The 16,562-nt window shown below is 63.0% G+C and carries 12 protein-coding genes and 1 pseudogene; 7 read left to right on the forward strand and 6 right to left on the reverse strand.

Features of this window, described 5'->3' with window-relative positions:
• Positions 1–102 precede the first annotated feature (102 nt).
• Together B0G77_RS17480 and B0G77_RS17485 are read right to left on the reverse strand one after the other, a co-directional pair.
• Positions 103–1,098, reverse strand: coding sequence for a 2-hydroxyacid dehydrogenase (locus B0G77_RS17480; protein ID WP_133663237.1), 996 nt, complete (start codon positions 1,096–1,098; stop codon positions 103–105).
• A gap of 66 nt (positions 1,099–1,164) precedes the next feature.
• Positions 1,165–2,757, reverse strand: coding sequence for a TrkA C-terminal domain-containing protein (locus tag B0G77_RS17485; RefSeq protein ID WP_133663238.1), 1,593 nt, complete (start codon positions 2,755–2,757; stop codon positions 1,165–1,167).
• A 551-nt stretch (positions 2,758–3,308) separates the two neighbouring features.
• On the opposite strand from B0G77_RS17485, the gene ptsP reads away from it, so the two are divergent.
• From ptsP to B0G77_RS17500, 3 genes and pseudogenes are all read left to right on the forward strand, one after another.
• The gene (gene ptsP / locus B0G77_RS17490; protein WP_133663239.1) at positions 3,309–5,852 is read left to right on the forward strand and encodes a phosphoenolpyruvate--protein phosphotransferase; all 2,544 of its coding nucleotides are present in this window, start codon (positions 3,309–3,311) and stop codon (positions 5,850–5,852) included.
• A gap of 86 nt (positions 5,853–5,938) precedes the next feature.
• Positions 5,939–7,572: pseudogene (locus B0G77_RS17495) on the forward strand (PTS transporter subunit EIIC).
• A 411-nt stretch (positions 7,573–7,983) separates the two neighbouring features.
• Positions 7,984–9,405 carry a DUF2252 domain-containing protein gene (locus B0G77_RS17500; RefSeq protein ID WP_133663240.1) on the forward strand — a complete coding sequence of 474 codons (1,422 nt, stop codon included), beginning with the start codon at positions 7,984–7,986 and terminating at the stop codon, positions 9,403–9,405.
• Between the two features lie 166 nt (positions 9,406–9,571).
• Here the strand turns inward: B0G77_RS17500 and B0G77_RS17510 are convergent, their stop codons facing one another.
• Entirely contained in the window at positions 9,572–10,216 is a 645-nt protein-coding gene (locus B0G77_RS17510; RefSeq protein ID WP_133663241.1) for a VIT1/CCC1 transporter family protein, read from the reverse strand.
• 423 nt (positions 10,217–10,639) lie between these two features.
• On the opposite strand from B0G77_RS17510, the gene B0G77_RS17515 reads away from it, so the two are divergent.
• Together B0G77_RS17515 and cax are read left to right on the forward strand one after the other, a co-directional pair.
• Positions 10,640–12,130 carry a transporter substrate-binding domain-containing protein gene (locus tag B0G77_RS17515; protein WP_133663242.1) on the forward strand — a complete coding sequence of 497 codons (1,491 nt, stop codon included), beginning with the start codon at positions 10,640–10,642 and terminating at the stop codon, positions 12,128–12,130.
• A 289-nt stretch (positions 12,131–12,419) separates the two neighbouring features.
• Positions 12,420–13,493 (forward strand): calcium/proton exchanger, encoded by a 1,074-nt coding sequence (gene cax, locus B0G77_RS17520; protein ID WP_133663243.1) that lies wholly within the window; start codon positions 12,420–12,422, stop codon positions 13,491–13,493.
• A gap of 547 nt (positions 13,494–14,040) precedes the next feature.
• On the opposite strand, the gene B0G77_RS17525 is transcribed toward cax, so the two are convergent.
• Positions 14,041–14,229 carry a hypothetical protein gene (locus tag B0G77_RS17525; protein ID WP_133663244.1) on the reverse strand — a complete coding sequence of 63 codons (189 nt, stop codon included), beginning with the start codon at positions 14,227–14,229 and terminating at the stop codon, positions 14,041–14,043.
• Between the two features lie 577 nt (positions 14,230–14,806).
• On the opposite strand from B0G77_RS17525, the gene B0G77_RS17530 reads away from it, so the two are divergent.
• Positions 14,807–15,190: a TraR/DksA family transcriptional regulator gene (locus B0G77_RS17530; RefSeq protein WP_133663245.1), complete on the forward strand. Its 384-nt coding sequence runs from the start codon at positions 14,807–14,809 to the stop codon at positions 15,188–15,190.
• On the opposite strand, the gene B0G77_RS17535 is transcribed toward B0G77_RS17530, so the two are convergent.
• Positions 15,099–15,521: a type II toxin-antitoxin system RelE/ParE family toxin gene (locus B0G77_RS17535; protein ID WP_347814166.1), complete on the reverse strand. Its 423-nt coding sequence runs from the start codon at positions 15,519–15,521 to the stop codon at positions 15,099–15,101. The two genes, B0G77_RS17530 and B0G77_RS17535, sit on opposite strands and share 92 nt — an antisense overlap.
• Positions 15,518–15,775, reverse strand: coding sequence for a type II toxin-antitoxin system ParD family antitoxin (locus B0G77_RS17540; protein WP_133663246.1), 258 nt, complete (start codon positions 15,773–15,775; stop codon positions 15,518–15,520). The genes B0G77_RS17535 and B0G77_RS17540 overlap by 4 nt, the downstream gene beginning before the upstream one ends.
• A 50-nt stretch (positions 15,776–15,825) precedes the next feature.
• Between B0G77_RS17540 and B0G77_RS17545 the strand changes: the two genes are divergently transcribed.
• Positions 15,826–16,350, forward strand: a complete 525-nt coding sequence (locus B0G77_RS17545) for an SET domain-containing protein-lysine N-methyltransferase (protein WP_347814167.1) — start codon at positions 15,826–15,828, stop codon at positions 16,348–16,350.
• Positions 16,351–16,562 lie beyond the last annotated feature (212 nt).

Below are 16,562 nucleotides of genomic sequence, written 5' to 3' on the forward strand. Positions count from 1 at the left end.
CTGATCGGGCACGACGTGCACGGTGTGCCCTTCGGCTTCGCCGTGAGTGTCCAGTGCACCCGAGGCGGTCCGGAGACCTGGACCATCTGCCGTGCGCTGAGTTCAGCTCGCGCTGATTTCGTTTGAAAGCGGCTTGCCCGTCTCGAACTCCGTGATGCTTTGCAGCGTCGTCTCACAGATGGTCGTCACCGCTTCGCGCGTGAGAAAGGCCTGGTGCCCGGTCACGATCACGTTCGGGAACGTGACGAGCCGCTGCAGCACGTCGTCGGTGATGATGGTGCCGGAGAGATCACGAAAGAACAGGTCCGCCTCCTGCTCGTACACGTCGATCGCAAGGCCGCCCAGCTGCCCGCTCCTCAACGCATCGATGACCGCCTCCGTGTCGATGAGCCCGCCGCGGCTGGTGTTGATCAGAAGCGCGCCGGGCTTCGCGCGCGCGAGCATGTCCGCGTCGATGATGTGATATGTCTCCGGCGTGAGCGGGCAGTGCAGCGAGATGACATCCGCGCGCTCGCCAATCTCCTTCGGCCGTGCATAGCGCGCGCCCAGCGCCTCGAATTCCGGTGACGGAAACTTGTCGTAGCCGATCACGTTGCAGCCGAACCCGAGCATGATCTTCGCGAACACGCGCCCGATCTTGCCCGTGCCGATCACGGCCACTGTCTTGCCGCACAGGTCGAAGCCCATCAGGCCGTCGAGGGAGAAGTTGAAGTCGCGCGTGCGGTTATAGGCGCGGTGAAGCTTGCGGTTGATCGCCATCAGCAAGGCGACCGCATGCTCGGCGACCGCGTTCGGCGAGTAGTCCACCACCCGCACTACCTTGATCCCGAGGTCCTGTGCCGCTTTCAGGTCGACGTTGTTATAGCCCGTGCAGCGCAGCGCAACGAGCTTCGTGCCGCCCCGCACGAGCGCCTGCAGCACGGCGGCGTCCGCCCGATCGTTGACGAAGATGCAGACGGCGCCGTGGCCCCCGGAGAGGCCGACCGTTTCGACGTCGAGCGGGACGTCGAAGTACTGGAGCCGATGGCTGTGCGCCGCGTTCGCGGCATTGAGATATTCGCGGTCGTAGGGCTTCGCGCTGAAGACGGCTATTTCCATCGTGGCCTCCGTGGCTGGTTCGGGTTCAGGAGTTCGCAGGGGAATCGCAGAGGCTGCGCCATTACGCTATCCGCCGGCGAGCGCGGCGGCTATCTGCACGAACAGGATCTTCACGATGGTCATCGACGGGAAAATCATCGCATAGCCGACATCCGGGCGGTCGGTCGGCGCGACGCGATTGGCAAAGGCGAGGATCGCGGGATTGCCCGTCGTGCCGCTCAGCACGCCCACCGTCATGTCGAACGGCAGCCGGAAGACCCACAGGCAGAACACCGCCGTGACGACGACGAGCGCAAGCAGGATTGCCACGCCATAGAGCAGAAAGGACACGCCCGTCGCGCCGACGGTCGCGAAAAATTTCGGCCCCGAGGCGATGCCCACCTGCGCGAGGAAGATGGTCAGGCCGAAGTTGCGCAGCACGAGATTGGCCGAGAGCGGCATCGTCCAGACGAAGGGGCCGAAGCGCCGCACCCGGCCGAGCACGAGCGCCACCAGCAGGAGCGCCGCGAGCCCGAGCGCGAGCTTGCCAACGCCCGGAATCGTGAGCGGAATCGCGCCCGCAAGGAGGCCGAGCGCCGCGCCGGTGCCGATCGAGATGAAGCTCAGTTCGGCGGTGCTCTTGATGGAGTCGCCGAAGAGCGCGCGAACCTTCTTGATCTGGTCACGGTTGACCAGCAGGCCGACGCGGTCGCCGTATTCGAGGATGACGTCCGGATTTGGCATCAGATCGGCATCGCCTCGGCGCACATGCGCGATCGTGCAGACGACGCCTCCTGGAAAACGGATGTCGCGCAGCATGTGCCCGACCACGAGCCGGCTCGACGCGAACACGCGCGCGTAGTCCAGGTCCTCGCGGTGGCTCGTCATGCGGCCCGGCTGCAGTTCGCCGAAAAGCGTTGTCGCCTCGCGCAGCACGGCCGGGTCGGTGGCGGTTGCGAGCAGGACGTCGTCGGCGCGAAGGACAAGGTCGTCGGCGGGCGGGCGGTTGTGGTGCTCGCGCCGCACGGCGGCGATTGCCAGCCCGGGCGGCATGCGCGCCACCAGTTCCGCGAGGTTCAGCCCGACAAACGCCGGGTTTCGGAGCGCGATCTCGGCGGTTTCCATGAGTTTGGGCGGCGGCCGCACGATGTTCGGCTTGAGCAATGCGCTAAGGGCATACAGAAAGAGAATCGGCCCGGCCACGCCGAACGGATACGCGACGCTGTAGCCCACCGTCGGCCCGTCGCTCTTCACGGCGGCCATCGCGGCCTGCAGGCTCGCCGTGCTGGTGCCCGCGCCCGCGAACATGCCGAGCGATTCGCCGAGCCTCACGCCGAAGAGCGGCACGAGCGCAACCGCGACAAGCCCCGAGGCGATCACCCCGAGCGCGGCGGCGGCATTGGCCTTGAGGCCGTCGGCGCTCGTCAGGCCCTTGAAGAACTGGTCGCCGTACTGGACGCCGATGCCGTAGAGAAAGAGCAGGAGCCCGAGCGTGCCGAGCAGCGCGGGCGGAGCGGACTTAGGCGCGAAGCCGCCTATTGCCAGCCCGACGAACAGCACCGCGCCCGATCCGAGCGACACCCCCTTGATGCTGATCTCGCCGACCACATAGCCCAACGCAACCGTGAGAAACAGCGTCAAGAGCGGCTGGGTTTCGAGCAACGTCCTGACTGTATCCATGACCGTTCCTTTTGATGCGCAGGAGCAAGGACGCAACAGCGAATAAACCCGCCGCCCTCGGGGCACGATCCCCTCACCCGCTCGACGCTCGCCCGGTCATGCCGGCTGCGATCGAAACTTCTCGATTGTCCGAAGGTGCAGCCCAAAGGTGCGACTTCAATTTAGGTTCAAACCCATTAAAAGACAATCCGACCATGGGCCTATGCCGCGAACGCCGTGGCGACTGTAATTATTGACACAGCAGTACTAACAGGTTGATGAAACACCTCGTTTCTCCATCATCCGGGACGAAGTGGTAACCGTTGAAGGTGATTCGAGCGCCCTTCGATTAATTCGCGCACTGACGCGCAGGAAGACGCGCTTAGCTTCACTCGGGCAGCGAAGCCCGAAATCGTTGCCTATGATCTAGCTAGACCGGTTCGAGTCCATTGCAGCGCAGCGCCCGGGCGAATCCAGGGTTTAACCTTATAGCGATAGACCCGTCCGCACCGGGCTTGCGCCCCTGAAATCAAGACGTATCAGCCGAGCGTCAAACAAAAGGAGTCGCGCAAATGAAAGCTCCTCAACATGCAATACGCATCGAGTTGGTGGCGCCGCTCTCTGGGGTCATGGTACCGCTCGAAACCGTGCCCGATCCGGTCTTCGCCCAGAAGATGGTCGGCGATGGCGTGTCTCTCGACCCCATCTCGACTGAGCTGCTGTCCCCGCTCCCCGGCAAGGTCACGCAACTGCACAGCGCCGGGCACGCCGTGACGGTCACGGGCGATAGCGGGCTCGAAGTGCTGCTGCACGTCGGACTCGACACCGTGTTGCTGCGCGGCGAGGGCTTCACCCCGTTGGTCAAGGAAGGCGACATCGTCGCGATGGGCCAGCCGCTAATCCGTTTTGATCCTGTCGTCGTCGGCGCCAAGGCGGCGAGCCTGCTGACCCAGATGGTGATCGCCAACGGCGATCTTGTGACGCGCTACGTGCCCGCGAAGGGCCTCGTCACAGCGGGCCAGGATGCTGCACTGTCTGTCGAACTTGTCGGCGGCGCGGTCGAGGAAGCGACCACCGGCACGGCCGGCGCAATCTTCTCCGACGAAGTCACCCTGCCGAATCCCGTGGGCCTGCATGCACGGCCCGCTGCGGTGTTCGCCGCCGAAGCGAAGAAGTACAAGTCCGACATCCGTCTGTTGCGCGGCAGCGACAGCGCGAATGCCAAATCGGTCGTGTCGATCATGAGGCTCGCGACGAAGTTCGGCGACAAGGTGCGGGTCCAGGCCGCCGGTCCCGACGCGGGAGAAGCCGCTGGCGTGCTCGCGCGTCTGCTCGTCGACGGTTCGGGCGAGAAGCCCGGCGAGGCACCCAACCCCGCATCGGCGGGCGTTGCGTCCGCCGCCGAGTCCCCTGCCGCCGAACGCGCGCAGCCTGCCGGCGCCAACGAACTCACCGGCGTATCAGCCTCGCCCGGACTCGCCGTCGGCAAGATCGTGCAGTTCCGCCAGGAAGTCATCGACGTCGCGGAAGCAGGCGAATCGCCGCAACGCGAACGGGCGCGGCTCGAAGCGGCCCGTCACGAAGCAGGTCAGCACATCGAGGCGCTCAAGGCGAAGCTCACCGATCCGTCGAAGGCGCAGATCCTCGACGCGCACCTCGAACTGCTCGAAGACCCCGATCTCAACGACATGGCGATCGGCAGCATCAGCGCAGGCAAGAGCGCCGGCTTCGCGTGGCGCGGCGCTTTCGAGCAGCAGGCGAGCACGCTGGAGAAGCTCGACAACCCGCTGCTGCGCGAGCGCGCGGGCGACATCCGGGACGTCGGCCGGCGCGTGCTGGCGCTGCTGGCGGGCGTGAAGCAGGCGCAGATCGACGTGCCCGCCGACTCGATCCTGATCGCCGAGGAACTCTCACCGTCCGACACCGCTTCGCTCGATCGCAGCAAGGTGCTCGGCTTCTGCACGACGACCGGCGGCGCCACCAGCCACGTCGCGATCCTCGCGCGCTCGCTCGGCATCCCGGCTATCTGCGGTATCGACGAGGACGCGCTGCAACTCCCCAACGGCACGCTCGTCGTGCTGGATGGCTCGCATGGCAGCTTGCGCCGCAACCCGAGCACCGAGGAACTCGATAGGGCGCGCGAACGCATCGAGCGCCAGGCGGCCAGGCGCGAAGAAGAAAAACGCTCTGCGATCAGGTTAGCCATGACTGCCGACGGTCATCGCGTCGAAGTCGTCGCGAACATCCGCAACGCGCAGGAAGCGCGCGAAGCGGTTGCGGCCGGGGCCGAAGGCGTGGGCCTCCTGCGTTCCGAGTTCCTGTTCGACAGCCGCGACACCGCGCCATCGGAGGACGAACAGACCGACGAATATTGCGCCGTGGCCGAAGCGCTCGGCCGCGAGCGTCCGCTCGTGGTCCGCACCCTCGACGTCGGTGGCGACAAGCCGCTCTCCTACATGCCGCTGCCCCATGAAGACAACCCGTTCCTCGGCCTGCGCGGCGTGCGTGTGAGCCTCGACCGTCCGGACATCTTCCGCACGCAGCTGCGCGCAATCCTGCGCGCAGCCCCGATCGGCAACCTGCACGTGATGTTTCCGATGGTTGCCGCGATCGAGGAAGTGCGCGCGGCAAAGAAAATCCTGTTCGACGAGGCCGGCGATCGCGCAAGCGGCGTCAAGGTTGGCGTGATGATCGAAGTACCGTCTGCCGCACTGATCGCCGAGCCGCTCGCGCGCGAAGTCGACTTCTTCTCGATCGGCACGAACGATCTGACGCAATACACGCTCGCGATGGACCGCGGGCATCCGAAGCTCGCCAAAGAGGCCGACGCACTACACCCTGCGGTGCTGCGCCTGATCGGCATGACGGTCGAGGGCGCGCACAGACACGGCAAATGGGTCGGCGTGTGCGGCGGCATCGCCTCGGATGCAATGGCCGTGCCTGTGCTCGTGGGTCTCGGCGTCGACGAGCTTTCGGTCAGCGTTCCGGCGGTGGGCTCGATCAAAGCCCAGCTTGCGCGGCTGACGATGGATAAAGCGCGACAGCTCGCCACCGACGCGCTGCAACTCGGCACGGCCGCCGAGGTTCGTGTGCTCCTCGCTCCGTTCGGAGAATAAGCAAATCAATCAGATCAACAGCAACCATCTTGCACGGGACCCGAGTAAGCGCTAAAGCGCTAACTCCGGTCGACAGGAGACCGGCCATGTTCAAACATGCCTTCGGAGTGTTACAGAAAGTCGGCAAGTCGTTGATGCTGCCGGTCGCGGTGCTTCCCGTGGCCGGCCTGTTACTTGGCCTCGGCGCGACCGATTTCCACGGTTACGTGCCGGCCATCGTGCTCGCGCTGATGAAGAACGCGGGCGACGTGATCTTCAGCAATCTGCCGCTGATCTTCGCCATCGGCGTCGCACTCGGCTTCACCGAGAACGACGGCGTCTCGGGCATCGCCGCCACGATCGGGTATCTCGTCATGACGGCGACCCTGGGCGTGATCGCCAAGGTGGAAGGCATCGAGCCCGATACGATTATGGGCATTCCGTCGATCCAGACTGGCGTATTCGGCGGCATCCTTGCGGGCGGCCTGGCGGCGCGATCAAGGCCTTTTCGCAGTGGGCGGCGGTTTCCGATCCGCGCACCGCGGCGACGGTCTACGGGTTCGTCGAACGTCTATTGATCCCGTTCGGCCTGCATCACATCTGGAACGTGCCGTTCTTCTTCGAGGCGGGAAGTTACCTGGACCCGACGACCGGTAAGGTGGTCCACGGCGACATCACCCGGTTCTTCGCGGGCGACCGCACCGCAGGCATCCTGTCGGGTGCGTTCCTGTTCAAGATGTTCGGCCTGCCGGCCGCGGCGATCGCGATCTGGCACTGCGCCAAGCCTGAGAAGAAGGTCGCCGTCGGCGGCATGATGGTTTCGGCGGCGCTGACCTCGTTTCTCACCGGCATCACGGAGCCGATCGAGTTCGCCTTCCTCTTCGTCGCCCCGATTCTCTACTTCATCCACGCGTGTCTCGCGGCATCGGCACAGTTCGTGGCCAACACCCTGAACATGCGTATGGGCTTCACCTTCTCGCAGGGCGGCATCGACTTCCTGATGTTCAACCTGATCGGCAACAAGGCGACCCATGCGTGGTACGTCTTCATCCTCGGTCCGATCTACGCGGGAATCTACTACTGCGTGTTCCGCTTCGTGATCACCCGCTTCAACCTCAAGACGCCCGGTCGCGAGGACGACACAGCCGAGGCCGCCACGGTCAGCACGGCCGGCGCCGGCGGACGCTCGCGCGAACTCGTGCTCGCCTTCGGCGGCCGTTCCAACATCACGAGCCTTGATGCCTGCATCACGCGTCTACGCATTTCGGTGAACGATCCGGCGCTCGTCGACGACGGCAAGCTCAAGGCGCTCGGCGCCGCGGGCGTCGTGCACGTCGGCAACGGCGTGCAGGCGATCTTCGGGACGCTATCGGAAAACATGAAGACCGACATGCAGGAATACCTGAAGACCGCGGGCAGCGAGGCCGATCTCGCATCGGGCGGAGCGCCTGCCGCCGGAGCCGAAGCGCCGGTCGCAGCAGCCACGGCCTCCGGGCACTACACAACGCAGCAGAAGGCGCGTGCAGAAAAAATCCGCGCCGCGCTCGGTGGCGCCGCCAACATCAAGAAGCTCGAAGCGCTTGCTGCCACACGTCTGCGCGTCATGCTCACCGACGCCTCGCGGCTCGATACCACCGCACTGAAGGCTGCCGGCGTCCCTGCAACGCAATCCCTCGCCAACGGCGAGTTCGACCTGATCGTCGGCCTCGGAGCGGAGAACCTGGCAGGCGCGATGCAATAAGCGCCGAGTGCACCGACCCCTCGAATCTCGATCTCGAGACCCGGGCGGACCGATGCCAGCTTGGCTCCGTAGAGCCGCAGCGATCTCGCTCGTCTGGCCAGGCCTCACAAACGTGTCGCCGCCAGGACCGGTTGACGCAGATCCTTAAGGTGCGTGGATTGATGCATGCGTGCCGCAGCGTATGGCAGCGCATTCTTCGTTGCCGAAAAAGACGTCGCGAAGAACCTATACTCGTACAGTGCGCAGTGCCGCTCGCTGCGCGGCTCCCGATTTGATGCCCGTCAATGTAACGCCCAGCCTGCCGGCTTCCCTGTTTCGACATGTAGAGCGGATCAACCAGCGCACCCTCACAAAGCGCTCGGCCTTCGAGCGACGCCGCCAGGCGGGCACCCCTTTCATTGGGAAGTAGCCATGGACAAAGCCGTGAAATCGAAGAAAGCAAATGCGGACTCTAAACCGGAGACCGGTTACGAATCCTTCGACGAACGTGCGGCTCGGGGGCGGGCGCTGCGCGACACGGTGCCACGCTCGTCGCACGCCGGTTGGAAGCCGGCGCAAGGGCGCCGCGACCCGGTCGAGCTCCTGATCGAATCAAACGAAGGCCGCCTCTCGCACCTGGTCCCCATCCGCTTCGGGCGAATGTCTGCGTCGCCGTTCGCGTTCTATCGCGGTGCGGCCGCCCTGATGGCCGCCGACCTTGCCACCACGCCCACTAGCGGAATACGGGTGCAGGCATGCGGCGACGCACACTTGATGAACTTCGGCGGTTTTGCGACGCCGGAGCGCAACGTCATCTTCGACATCAACGATCTGGACGAGACGCTGCCTGCGCCGTTCGAATGGGACCTCAAGCGGCTGGCGGCGAGCCTGGTGATCGCCGCGCAGTATCTGGAGTTTCCCTCCAGTGAGACGATCCGCATCATCTCGGGTCTCGTCCGCGAATACCGGGAACGGATGCACGACTACGCGTCGATGAGGGCGCTCGACGTCTGGTACGACCGCATCGACCTGCAAAACTATGAGGACCGGACGGGTGATCCCGCTGTCATCGAGGCGGCACGCAAGCGGATCGCGGAGCGGATCGAAGTCGCGCGGCGCAAGACCCTGCCCGACTATCTATATCCGAAGCTCGTCTGCGAAAAGGGCGAACTGCCCAGGATCAAGGACGATCCCCCGCTCATCTTCCATCCGACGGATGAGCTGGCCCCAGGTTTCACGTCGGGATACGCGGAGGCCATCGCTGCCTATCGCGAGAGCCTCGCGGAACATGTCCGCATCCTGTTCGACCGGTTCTATTTTGTCGACCTGGCAATCAAGGTGGTCGGCGTGGGGAGCGTAGGCACGATGTGCGGCGTGGGCCTGTTCATGGCGGGGGACAACGATCCGCTGTTCCTGCAGGTGAAAGAGGCGCGGGCCTCGGTGCTGGAGCCATACGCGGGCAAGAGCCTGCACCCCAACCAGGGCCAGCGCGTGATCGCGGGCCAACGCATCATGCAGGCCGCGAGCGACGTATTTCTCGGGTGGACGCGAGGCCGCAACGGCCGCGATTTCTATATCCGTCAACTTCGCGATATGAAGATGTCCGTGGTCATCGAGGACCTGGATGAGGGCCTGCTGCGGCAGTACGCGCGCATGTGTGCGCACGCTCTGGCCCGGGCGCACGCCCGCTCAGGCGACGCCGCGGCGATCGCGGGATACATGGGCTCAGGGAAGACTTTCGATGATGCGATCACCGAGTTCGCGACCGATTACAGTGCCCAGAATCGACGTGACCACCGGGAATTTGTCCGCGCCATCAGGGAAGGACGGATCGAGGCCACTACGGAAGATTGAAGCCGCCCCGGTGGGCATTGGGCGCCCGGTCCGGAATACGTCTCGCACGCATCGCCTTGACGATCGTTTCGAAGTCCTCGGTTGTCGCGTTGCGGCTGCCTGGCAAGGTCACCTCGCGTTTGTGGAACCCGGTAGACCGGATCGCATGCGACCAGTCCGTCCAGAATCAGCCGCCTAGAGCGATGATGATCGCAAGCAGCGCGGCGCCAATTCCGGACATTGCAACACCGGTCAGCCATGGCCTTCCACCGGTGTAGCGACCGAGTGCAAAGCCGCCGATGAACAGCGTGACAAGTGCCAGGATGTTCGAGACGCGCAACGCCACCACTATTTTCGAAATAAAGATGAATGGAATCACGACCGGGAAAGTCGCCAGGACGACGAGAGCGAATACCCCGAATGCGGCGGCATAGTCTCTCCCGCCAAGTCTGACGGTCGGCTCGCGTACAGTAAGCAGCCCCTGGTGCAGTGCGTCAAGCGTCGCGGGCTGGACGATGGCTGCGAAAAGTTGCGGGAGCGCATCTGTAATCAGGCGGTGCGCTTCAGGCTTATCGCCAGTCGTCCGAAGCTGGGCGAGCAAGGTACTCTTCCTGCGTCGCTCCGTTGCCGTGCGAATCAGGTACATGACGGCATCCACGAGCCCCCAGGCGAGGTTGCAGCCGAGCGCGGTGAACATCATCGTCCGGACTTCCTGGCGGCCGGCGGTCGCAACGCTGAGGGCACCTGTGAACGAGAGTGCCATCAGCACGCCAAAGACGATTTCGCACACTCTGTCGATCGGATCAAGCAAAGGTTCGCGTTCGTTTGACATCAGTGGCGCTCCTTATTGTTCTCGGCTGATTACATCAAACCGGCGGCTCGCAGATTCGTCGCAATCGGACATATCAATGCATATGCCGCGCATGCTGAGTATATACATCACGCAGACCAACGCTGGCCGGGCTGGACCTTTGGATCACGGCCCGGTCGTTTCGAGAGCGCCCTGACGCCAGGGAACGACCCGTCGATGGTCGCTTTATGGCCGACTGATGCCCAATGCAGCCGGCCGAAGCCGACTACATCTGTAAGTGAGTTGTCGCTTGATCTGCAACAACCTCATGTTCACCGCGCGAAAGTACTGATGCTATCAATCGTGTGCCTGCGCAATTCCAGAAACCCGCGCATCATGGGTAATGTCCGGGCCGCGCGCGGACATCTGGGCGGCCGGGTGTGGCTGGATGCATAGGAGGACACCATGTCTTTCACTCCCATGTTCAAGCTCTTCGTCTGCCTGGCGTACACGATCGCCCTGCTTGGAGAGGGATCGGCTGGTGCAGCGCAGCACCCGGTCCCGGCATCTGCGACGAGGCCCGCACCGGTGCGCCAGCTCAGCGTACCCAGCACGCCCTGGCAGGGTGACTTCAATGCGATGCTCGAGCGGCGCCAGCTTCGCGTGCTCGTGCCCTACAGCCGCACCCTCTATTTCATTGACAAGGGACACGAGCGCGGCCTGACCGCGGAGCTCATGCGTGACTTCGAACGCTATATCAACAAGACCTACTCGAACCGCCTTGGCAAGCGTCCGTTCACGGTGTTTCTGATTCCGACGACGCGCGACCGGCTGCTGCCAGACCTGAACGCCGGTCTGGGCGATATCGCCGCGGGCAATCTCACGGTTACCGACGAACGATTGAAACTGGTCGACTTTTTTGCACCGCCCAACCGCAAACCGGTCAGCGAACTGGTCGTGACGGGACCGCAGTCACCCCAGCTCGCAACGCTTGACGACATGGCCGGCAAGACAGTACATGTGCGACGCTCGTCAAGCTACTATGAGAGCCTCACTGCACTCGACCGCCAACTGCGCGCGAGCGGCAAGCCCCCCCTAAAGATTGTGCTTTTGCCTGATGCGCTCGAAGATGAGGACGCGCTTGAAATGCTCAACACCGGTCTGCTGCAGATTCTGGTGGTTGACGACTGGAAGGCCAGGCTTTGGGCTCAGGTATTGCCGAACATCAGGGTGCACGACAATCTGGCCGTGCGAACCGAGGGCTATACAGGCTGGGCGATGCGCAAGAACAGTCCGCAACTCCGGGAGGCGATGGCGGATTTCTTTCTCAAGCATGCAAAGAGGCAGGGCATCGAAGAGTATCGCCTCGAGCGGTACATGCGGCACTTCAAGCAAATTCGCAACAACGATGAGGTTGAAGCGCTCCGGCGCTTCGAGCAGACGGTCGCGGTCTTCCAGATTTATGGCCGGCAATATGGCTTCGATCCCCTGATGCTTGCCGCGCAAGGCTTTCAGGAATCGCAGCTTAAGCAGAGCGCCCGCAGCCGCGCGGGGGCAGTCGGCATCATGCAGATCACGCCTGCTACTGGCAGGGAGATGAATGTGGGCAGCATCATGGTGACGGAGTCCAACATCCACGCTGGTGCAAAATACATGGATCAGCTGATGACCCGCTATTTTCCGGATGCGCACTTCAGCGAGAATGACCGGTCGCTTTTTGCCTTCGCGAGTTACAACGCGGGTCCGTCGAAGATCGCCGGAATGCGCGAAGAGGCGCTGCAACTCCGGCTCGATCCGGACAAATGGTTCAACAATGTGGAGATCGTCGTCGCCGAGAGGATCGGCATGGAGACACCCACCTACGTGCGCAATGTCTATAAATACTACGTATCGTACCGCCTGGTTACAGAGGCCCAGGCCGCGCGCACGAAGGCAGTCGGGACGGTGCGCAGGTGATGTGCAATCTGCTTTTCCAGGCGATGCCGCCGCACTGCCCTGCCAATAACCGGACGCGCCGCGCGAATGACTGATTTACCCCGGCAACAGCGTGGTCACGCCGAGTCGGTGGTCGGAAAATCGGGTGGCTTCTACAACGGTGTCGACGGGAAATCCGTCAGATCATGAACCGGTCAATCGGGCACGTCCTGCACTGAGCACGACGTTCGGCGAGAGACCAGGCGCATACCGGATGTTTCGAGGCGCTGAGGCCCGTTGACAGCGCATACAAGAGAAGTCGGAGGGACCCATGTGGATGTATGTGCTTCTTGTCTTTGTGCCGATAGCGATTGCGCTGGAATTCCTCGCCGCCCATCAGTACCTTCTCGTATTCATCACCTCCTCTCTGGCCATCCTGCCCCTCGCCGGGTGGATGGGCCACGCCACCGAGCAACTGGCGGATCGCATGGGCGAAGGGGTTGGGGGACTTCTCAATGCGACTTTCGGCAACGCCGCAGAACTGATCATTGCGTTCGTCGCATTGCATGCCGGGCTCCATCAGGTTGTGGAAGCATCCATCATCGGTTCCGTGGTGGGGAACATGCTGCTGGTGCTCGGCGCCGCGATGCTGGCCGGTGGGATACGCTATCCCGAGCAGCGTTTCAATCCGCTCGGCGCGCGTTCGCAAGCGACGATGCTCATGCTCGCGGCCGTCGCGCTGGTTCTTCCCGCCGCCTTCCAGGCGGCAGCGGGTACGACATCGGGCATGCTCCACCAGCTCAGCGTCTCATTTTGCGTCGTGCTCCTTCTCGTCTACGCGCTGTACCTGGTGTTCTCGCTCGTCACCCACCCCGGGCAGTTCCGCAGCTCCGACACGGCCGAGGACGGCGCTCCCGAAAAGGATGAGAAGAAGGCGCCTCACCCGGTCGGCCTGGCGGTGGCGGTACTGGCCGCAGCCACTGTCGGGACTGCGTGGATGAGCGAGATCATGGTGGGTTCAATCGAACCCATGGTGCACGAGTTCGGCTTCAGCGACGTCTTCGTCGGCGCATTCGTGGTCGCGGTACTGGGAAACGCAGCCGAACATGCGACGGCGATCACCGCAGCATTGAAAAATCGCCTGGATCTGTCGTTTTCCATTGCAGTCGGCTCAAGCGTGCAAGTCGCGCTTTTCGTGGCGCCCGTCCTCATCATCGCGAGCCACTTTCTCGGCCCGGCCCCAATGGATCTGGCCTTTCGTCCCGGCCTTATCCTGATCGTCGTCCTGTCCGTGCTGGTCGCGGCGCAGATATCGGGCGATGGTCGCTCCGACTGGTTCAAGGGCGCGCAGCTCCTGGTCGTTTATTTCGCCCTGGCTCTCACCTTTTTCTTCTTGCCGGGCTAAAGCGCGTACGGGTCATCTCGATGGGCCCGGTCGACACGACGGACTGGACGCAATGCGCTGGGTCCCGGGGCAGCCGTCTCGACTGGCTACGTCACAGGGGAATCGACGGTCCGAAACGCGCCGGGGACCGGTCATCCAGCAGCCCAATGCCAATGTCTTGAGATGGCCGCACTGAGACAGAGCAGCACCGTGCTCACGAGGCCAAGGTCGCCGCCCGGTGGCGGTATTGATCACGCCACGGAAACCGCAGTGGGGCGTTTGGTGAGTACCTTGGTGACGGTTTCCATGCGCCGCAATCTGTCTCGCATGTTATGGAGGGCTTGCAGAATTCCTGGGAGTGTTCGTGGAAGACGGTTCGTCGTTCGCAGTTGCAGCCATGCGCCTGCTATGAAGGCATTCAACGCGCACATTGAGCGCATCGTGCGAAACTCGACGTGCAAAGCAGCGCATTACCATACGAATTCGGACGCAGCCAACCAGAGCACCATATCGCGTGGCGCCAGCTAAGTTGCTGGTGCCCTTTTTCACTGAGCACCAGCAACGCGCATCAGCGTCTGCTGACATCGACTGCCATGATTTCGTATCCGGGGTCGCCGAAAGCGTTCGCCGCTTTTTCCGCTTCCTCATACGAGAGGAAGGACGTGGCTTCTTTAATCGTCGGTGCCATGCCGATGTCGCCGTCCTCGGCGGTGCAGAGGAACTTCTCACCGGTCTTCACGACGTAGACGGTCGTCATGTGTCCCTCCATGGTTCGCAAGGGAGCTTCCAGTCTAGCAGGCCGGAAGGGACGCGGGCGGTTCGTCGAGTCCTTTCTACCACGTCCCCGCCGGAGCCATTCCCACCTCGATTGTCCGTGCGTCATTCCACGATTTCGTACGCAACCCGGCAAATTGATCCACCGCTTTGCTTGCGACGAACCCGGCATACGCGTGTCCGTTCATGGATGTGGTTCCGCAGATTCGTCATGGCGAACGTCCCTTCCTGGGCCGACTGCTGCCCGATAGCCACGGCACCGGGAGACGGTCACTAGCAGCAGGCCATGCTCACGACGGTCCCGTGCCAGCAGCCCGTAGCGCCTCGCTCAACGACTGGGTCGATACTGCCGTCTTGCAAACTCTATACTTAACGCATACCCATCGAACCCGATCTGACTCAAATCCCGCGTGAGTTAATCATTTAATTGTGAGGGTTCCACTTATCTCGCCACTCAGCATCACTGCATCCCCACATTGGACTGTGTGCAGGCATGCACACATAACACCTTCTCGATGCCGCGCTTGTGCGTGGCCTTACAGGACACATCGAACCTGCCCATGACCACCCTCACCGATTCCGAACTCGGGCTATTACAGCAAAGGCTCTGCGAGCGCCGTCGTGAGCTGCTGGCCGCGCTGCACGGCGAATACGGTGATCTCGCCGGAGCACGCCCGCCTGAAGTGCTGGGCCCCGAGTCGCATCCCGACGAAACCGCATCGCGCAAGGCGCGCGATGCGTTGCGCACTGCGCTCGCGCAGCACGATTTCGACGAATTGCAACAGATCGACGCGGCGCTGACGCGAATCACCGCAGGCCGCTACGATGCATGCGTGGAGTGCGGCGATCCCATCAGTTATGAGCGGCTTGTCGCCGCGCCCTACACGGCCCGATGCGTTTCATGCCAGGCCGCGTTCGAACGACATCGCGCCACCCGCCAATAGGAAGCCCATCGTCGTCGCGCTTATGCGAAGTCAGGGAAAAAGCATCGCGGCGTAATTGCGCGCTGTGCAGGATGTGAATAACGTCGACACGTTCGGGAGGCTCGCCCACGACACGATAGAAAATCTGATGACCGCCGTGAACCCGATGACGTACGCCGCTGTCTTCATAGCGCGGCACAATCGGGAATGCGACATACATGTCGGCAAGGCGCATGCACTTCTCGCGCATCTCGCGTACGAAACTCAGCGCACGACGAGGATTATCGCGGGCCATGTAGTCGCCGATCGCCTCAAGGTCGGCCTCGGCGTCAGGAAGGATTCGGACAATCATCGACTGGTGCCCGCCATTGCGTGATACTTTCGGTCAAGCCGGTCGAACACTTCCACGGCGAGCCTGCCCCGTCCTGTCCCCGAATCGCCAATGCTGCGATTGATGACGGTATCGAGCGCAGCGAGCTGCATTTCGCGATCCTGAATGAGCTTCACGCCTTCTCGTAGCACCTCGCTTTCCGAGCCGTAGCGACCCGACTCGACCAACTTAGCGATGTAGCCCTCAAGCTGACGCCCGAGATCTGCATTGATCATCGCGATACCCTCGGAATATTCATCCGCCTAGACCGCCTGATAAATATTATATGGCGGTGCGGCGCAACCGGAGTGGGTCAAATTCAGGGCACGCGACCGAAGCGAGCCGCGTTGCGGGAGTTGCGCACAAGTTCCTCAACCGGGGGCGGCGCCACTACCGGAAACTGGAGTTCCTTCTGCGATTTGAGCCAGAACTGCTAGTGGACGCGGTCGAGCGCGCGGGACGAATCGTCTCGCGGCACTGGCGGCGGGCAGTTGCACGACAGCGATCGGAAAACGGACACACATTCGCGTCCGGTCTTTCCGACGGGCGTGCGATCGACGGCAGTCGCGGCGGCAACAGTGCCTACTTGCTGAACCATGAATGCACGCCCAGCTGCGAGGCCATCGAGACGGGCGACCGCGTCTTCATTCATGCGCTCAGTGCGATCAGGCCAGGCGAGGAGTTGTTTATCGATTGCGGCCTCGTCATCGACGGCGAGATGACTGAGGACATTCGGGCCCAGTACGCATGTCATTGCGGCACTTCCGCCTGCCGTCGATCGATGCCTGGCGGCAGTCCGACTACACCATGATTGAGGCGCGCTGTCAGATGGACTCCGCTGACGGACAGTCTTTCATCGTCCGCGTGCACCGATCTGCGGATTGGGATCCGGGAGCCGTGTCCCAATGCCTGGTGCCGACCCTGAGCCGCCCTTCAGCACGGCCACCCGGACGTCCGAGGCACACCTCGAAGCGGTCATTCGAACGCAGTCTGTGCCGGATGGCTAGTAGTTCGTTCCATCAA

The organism is Paraburkholderia sp. BL10I2N1 (genome assembly GCF_004361815.1).
GTDB lineage: Bacteria > Pseudomonadota > Gammaproteobacteria > Burkholderiales > Burkholderiaceae > Paraburkholderia.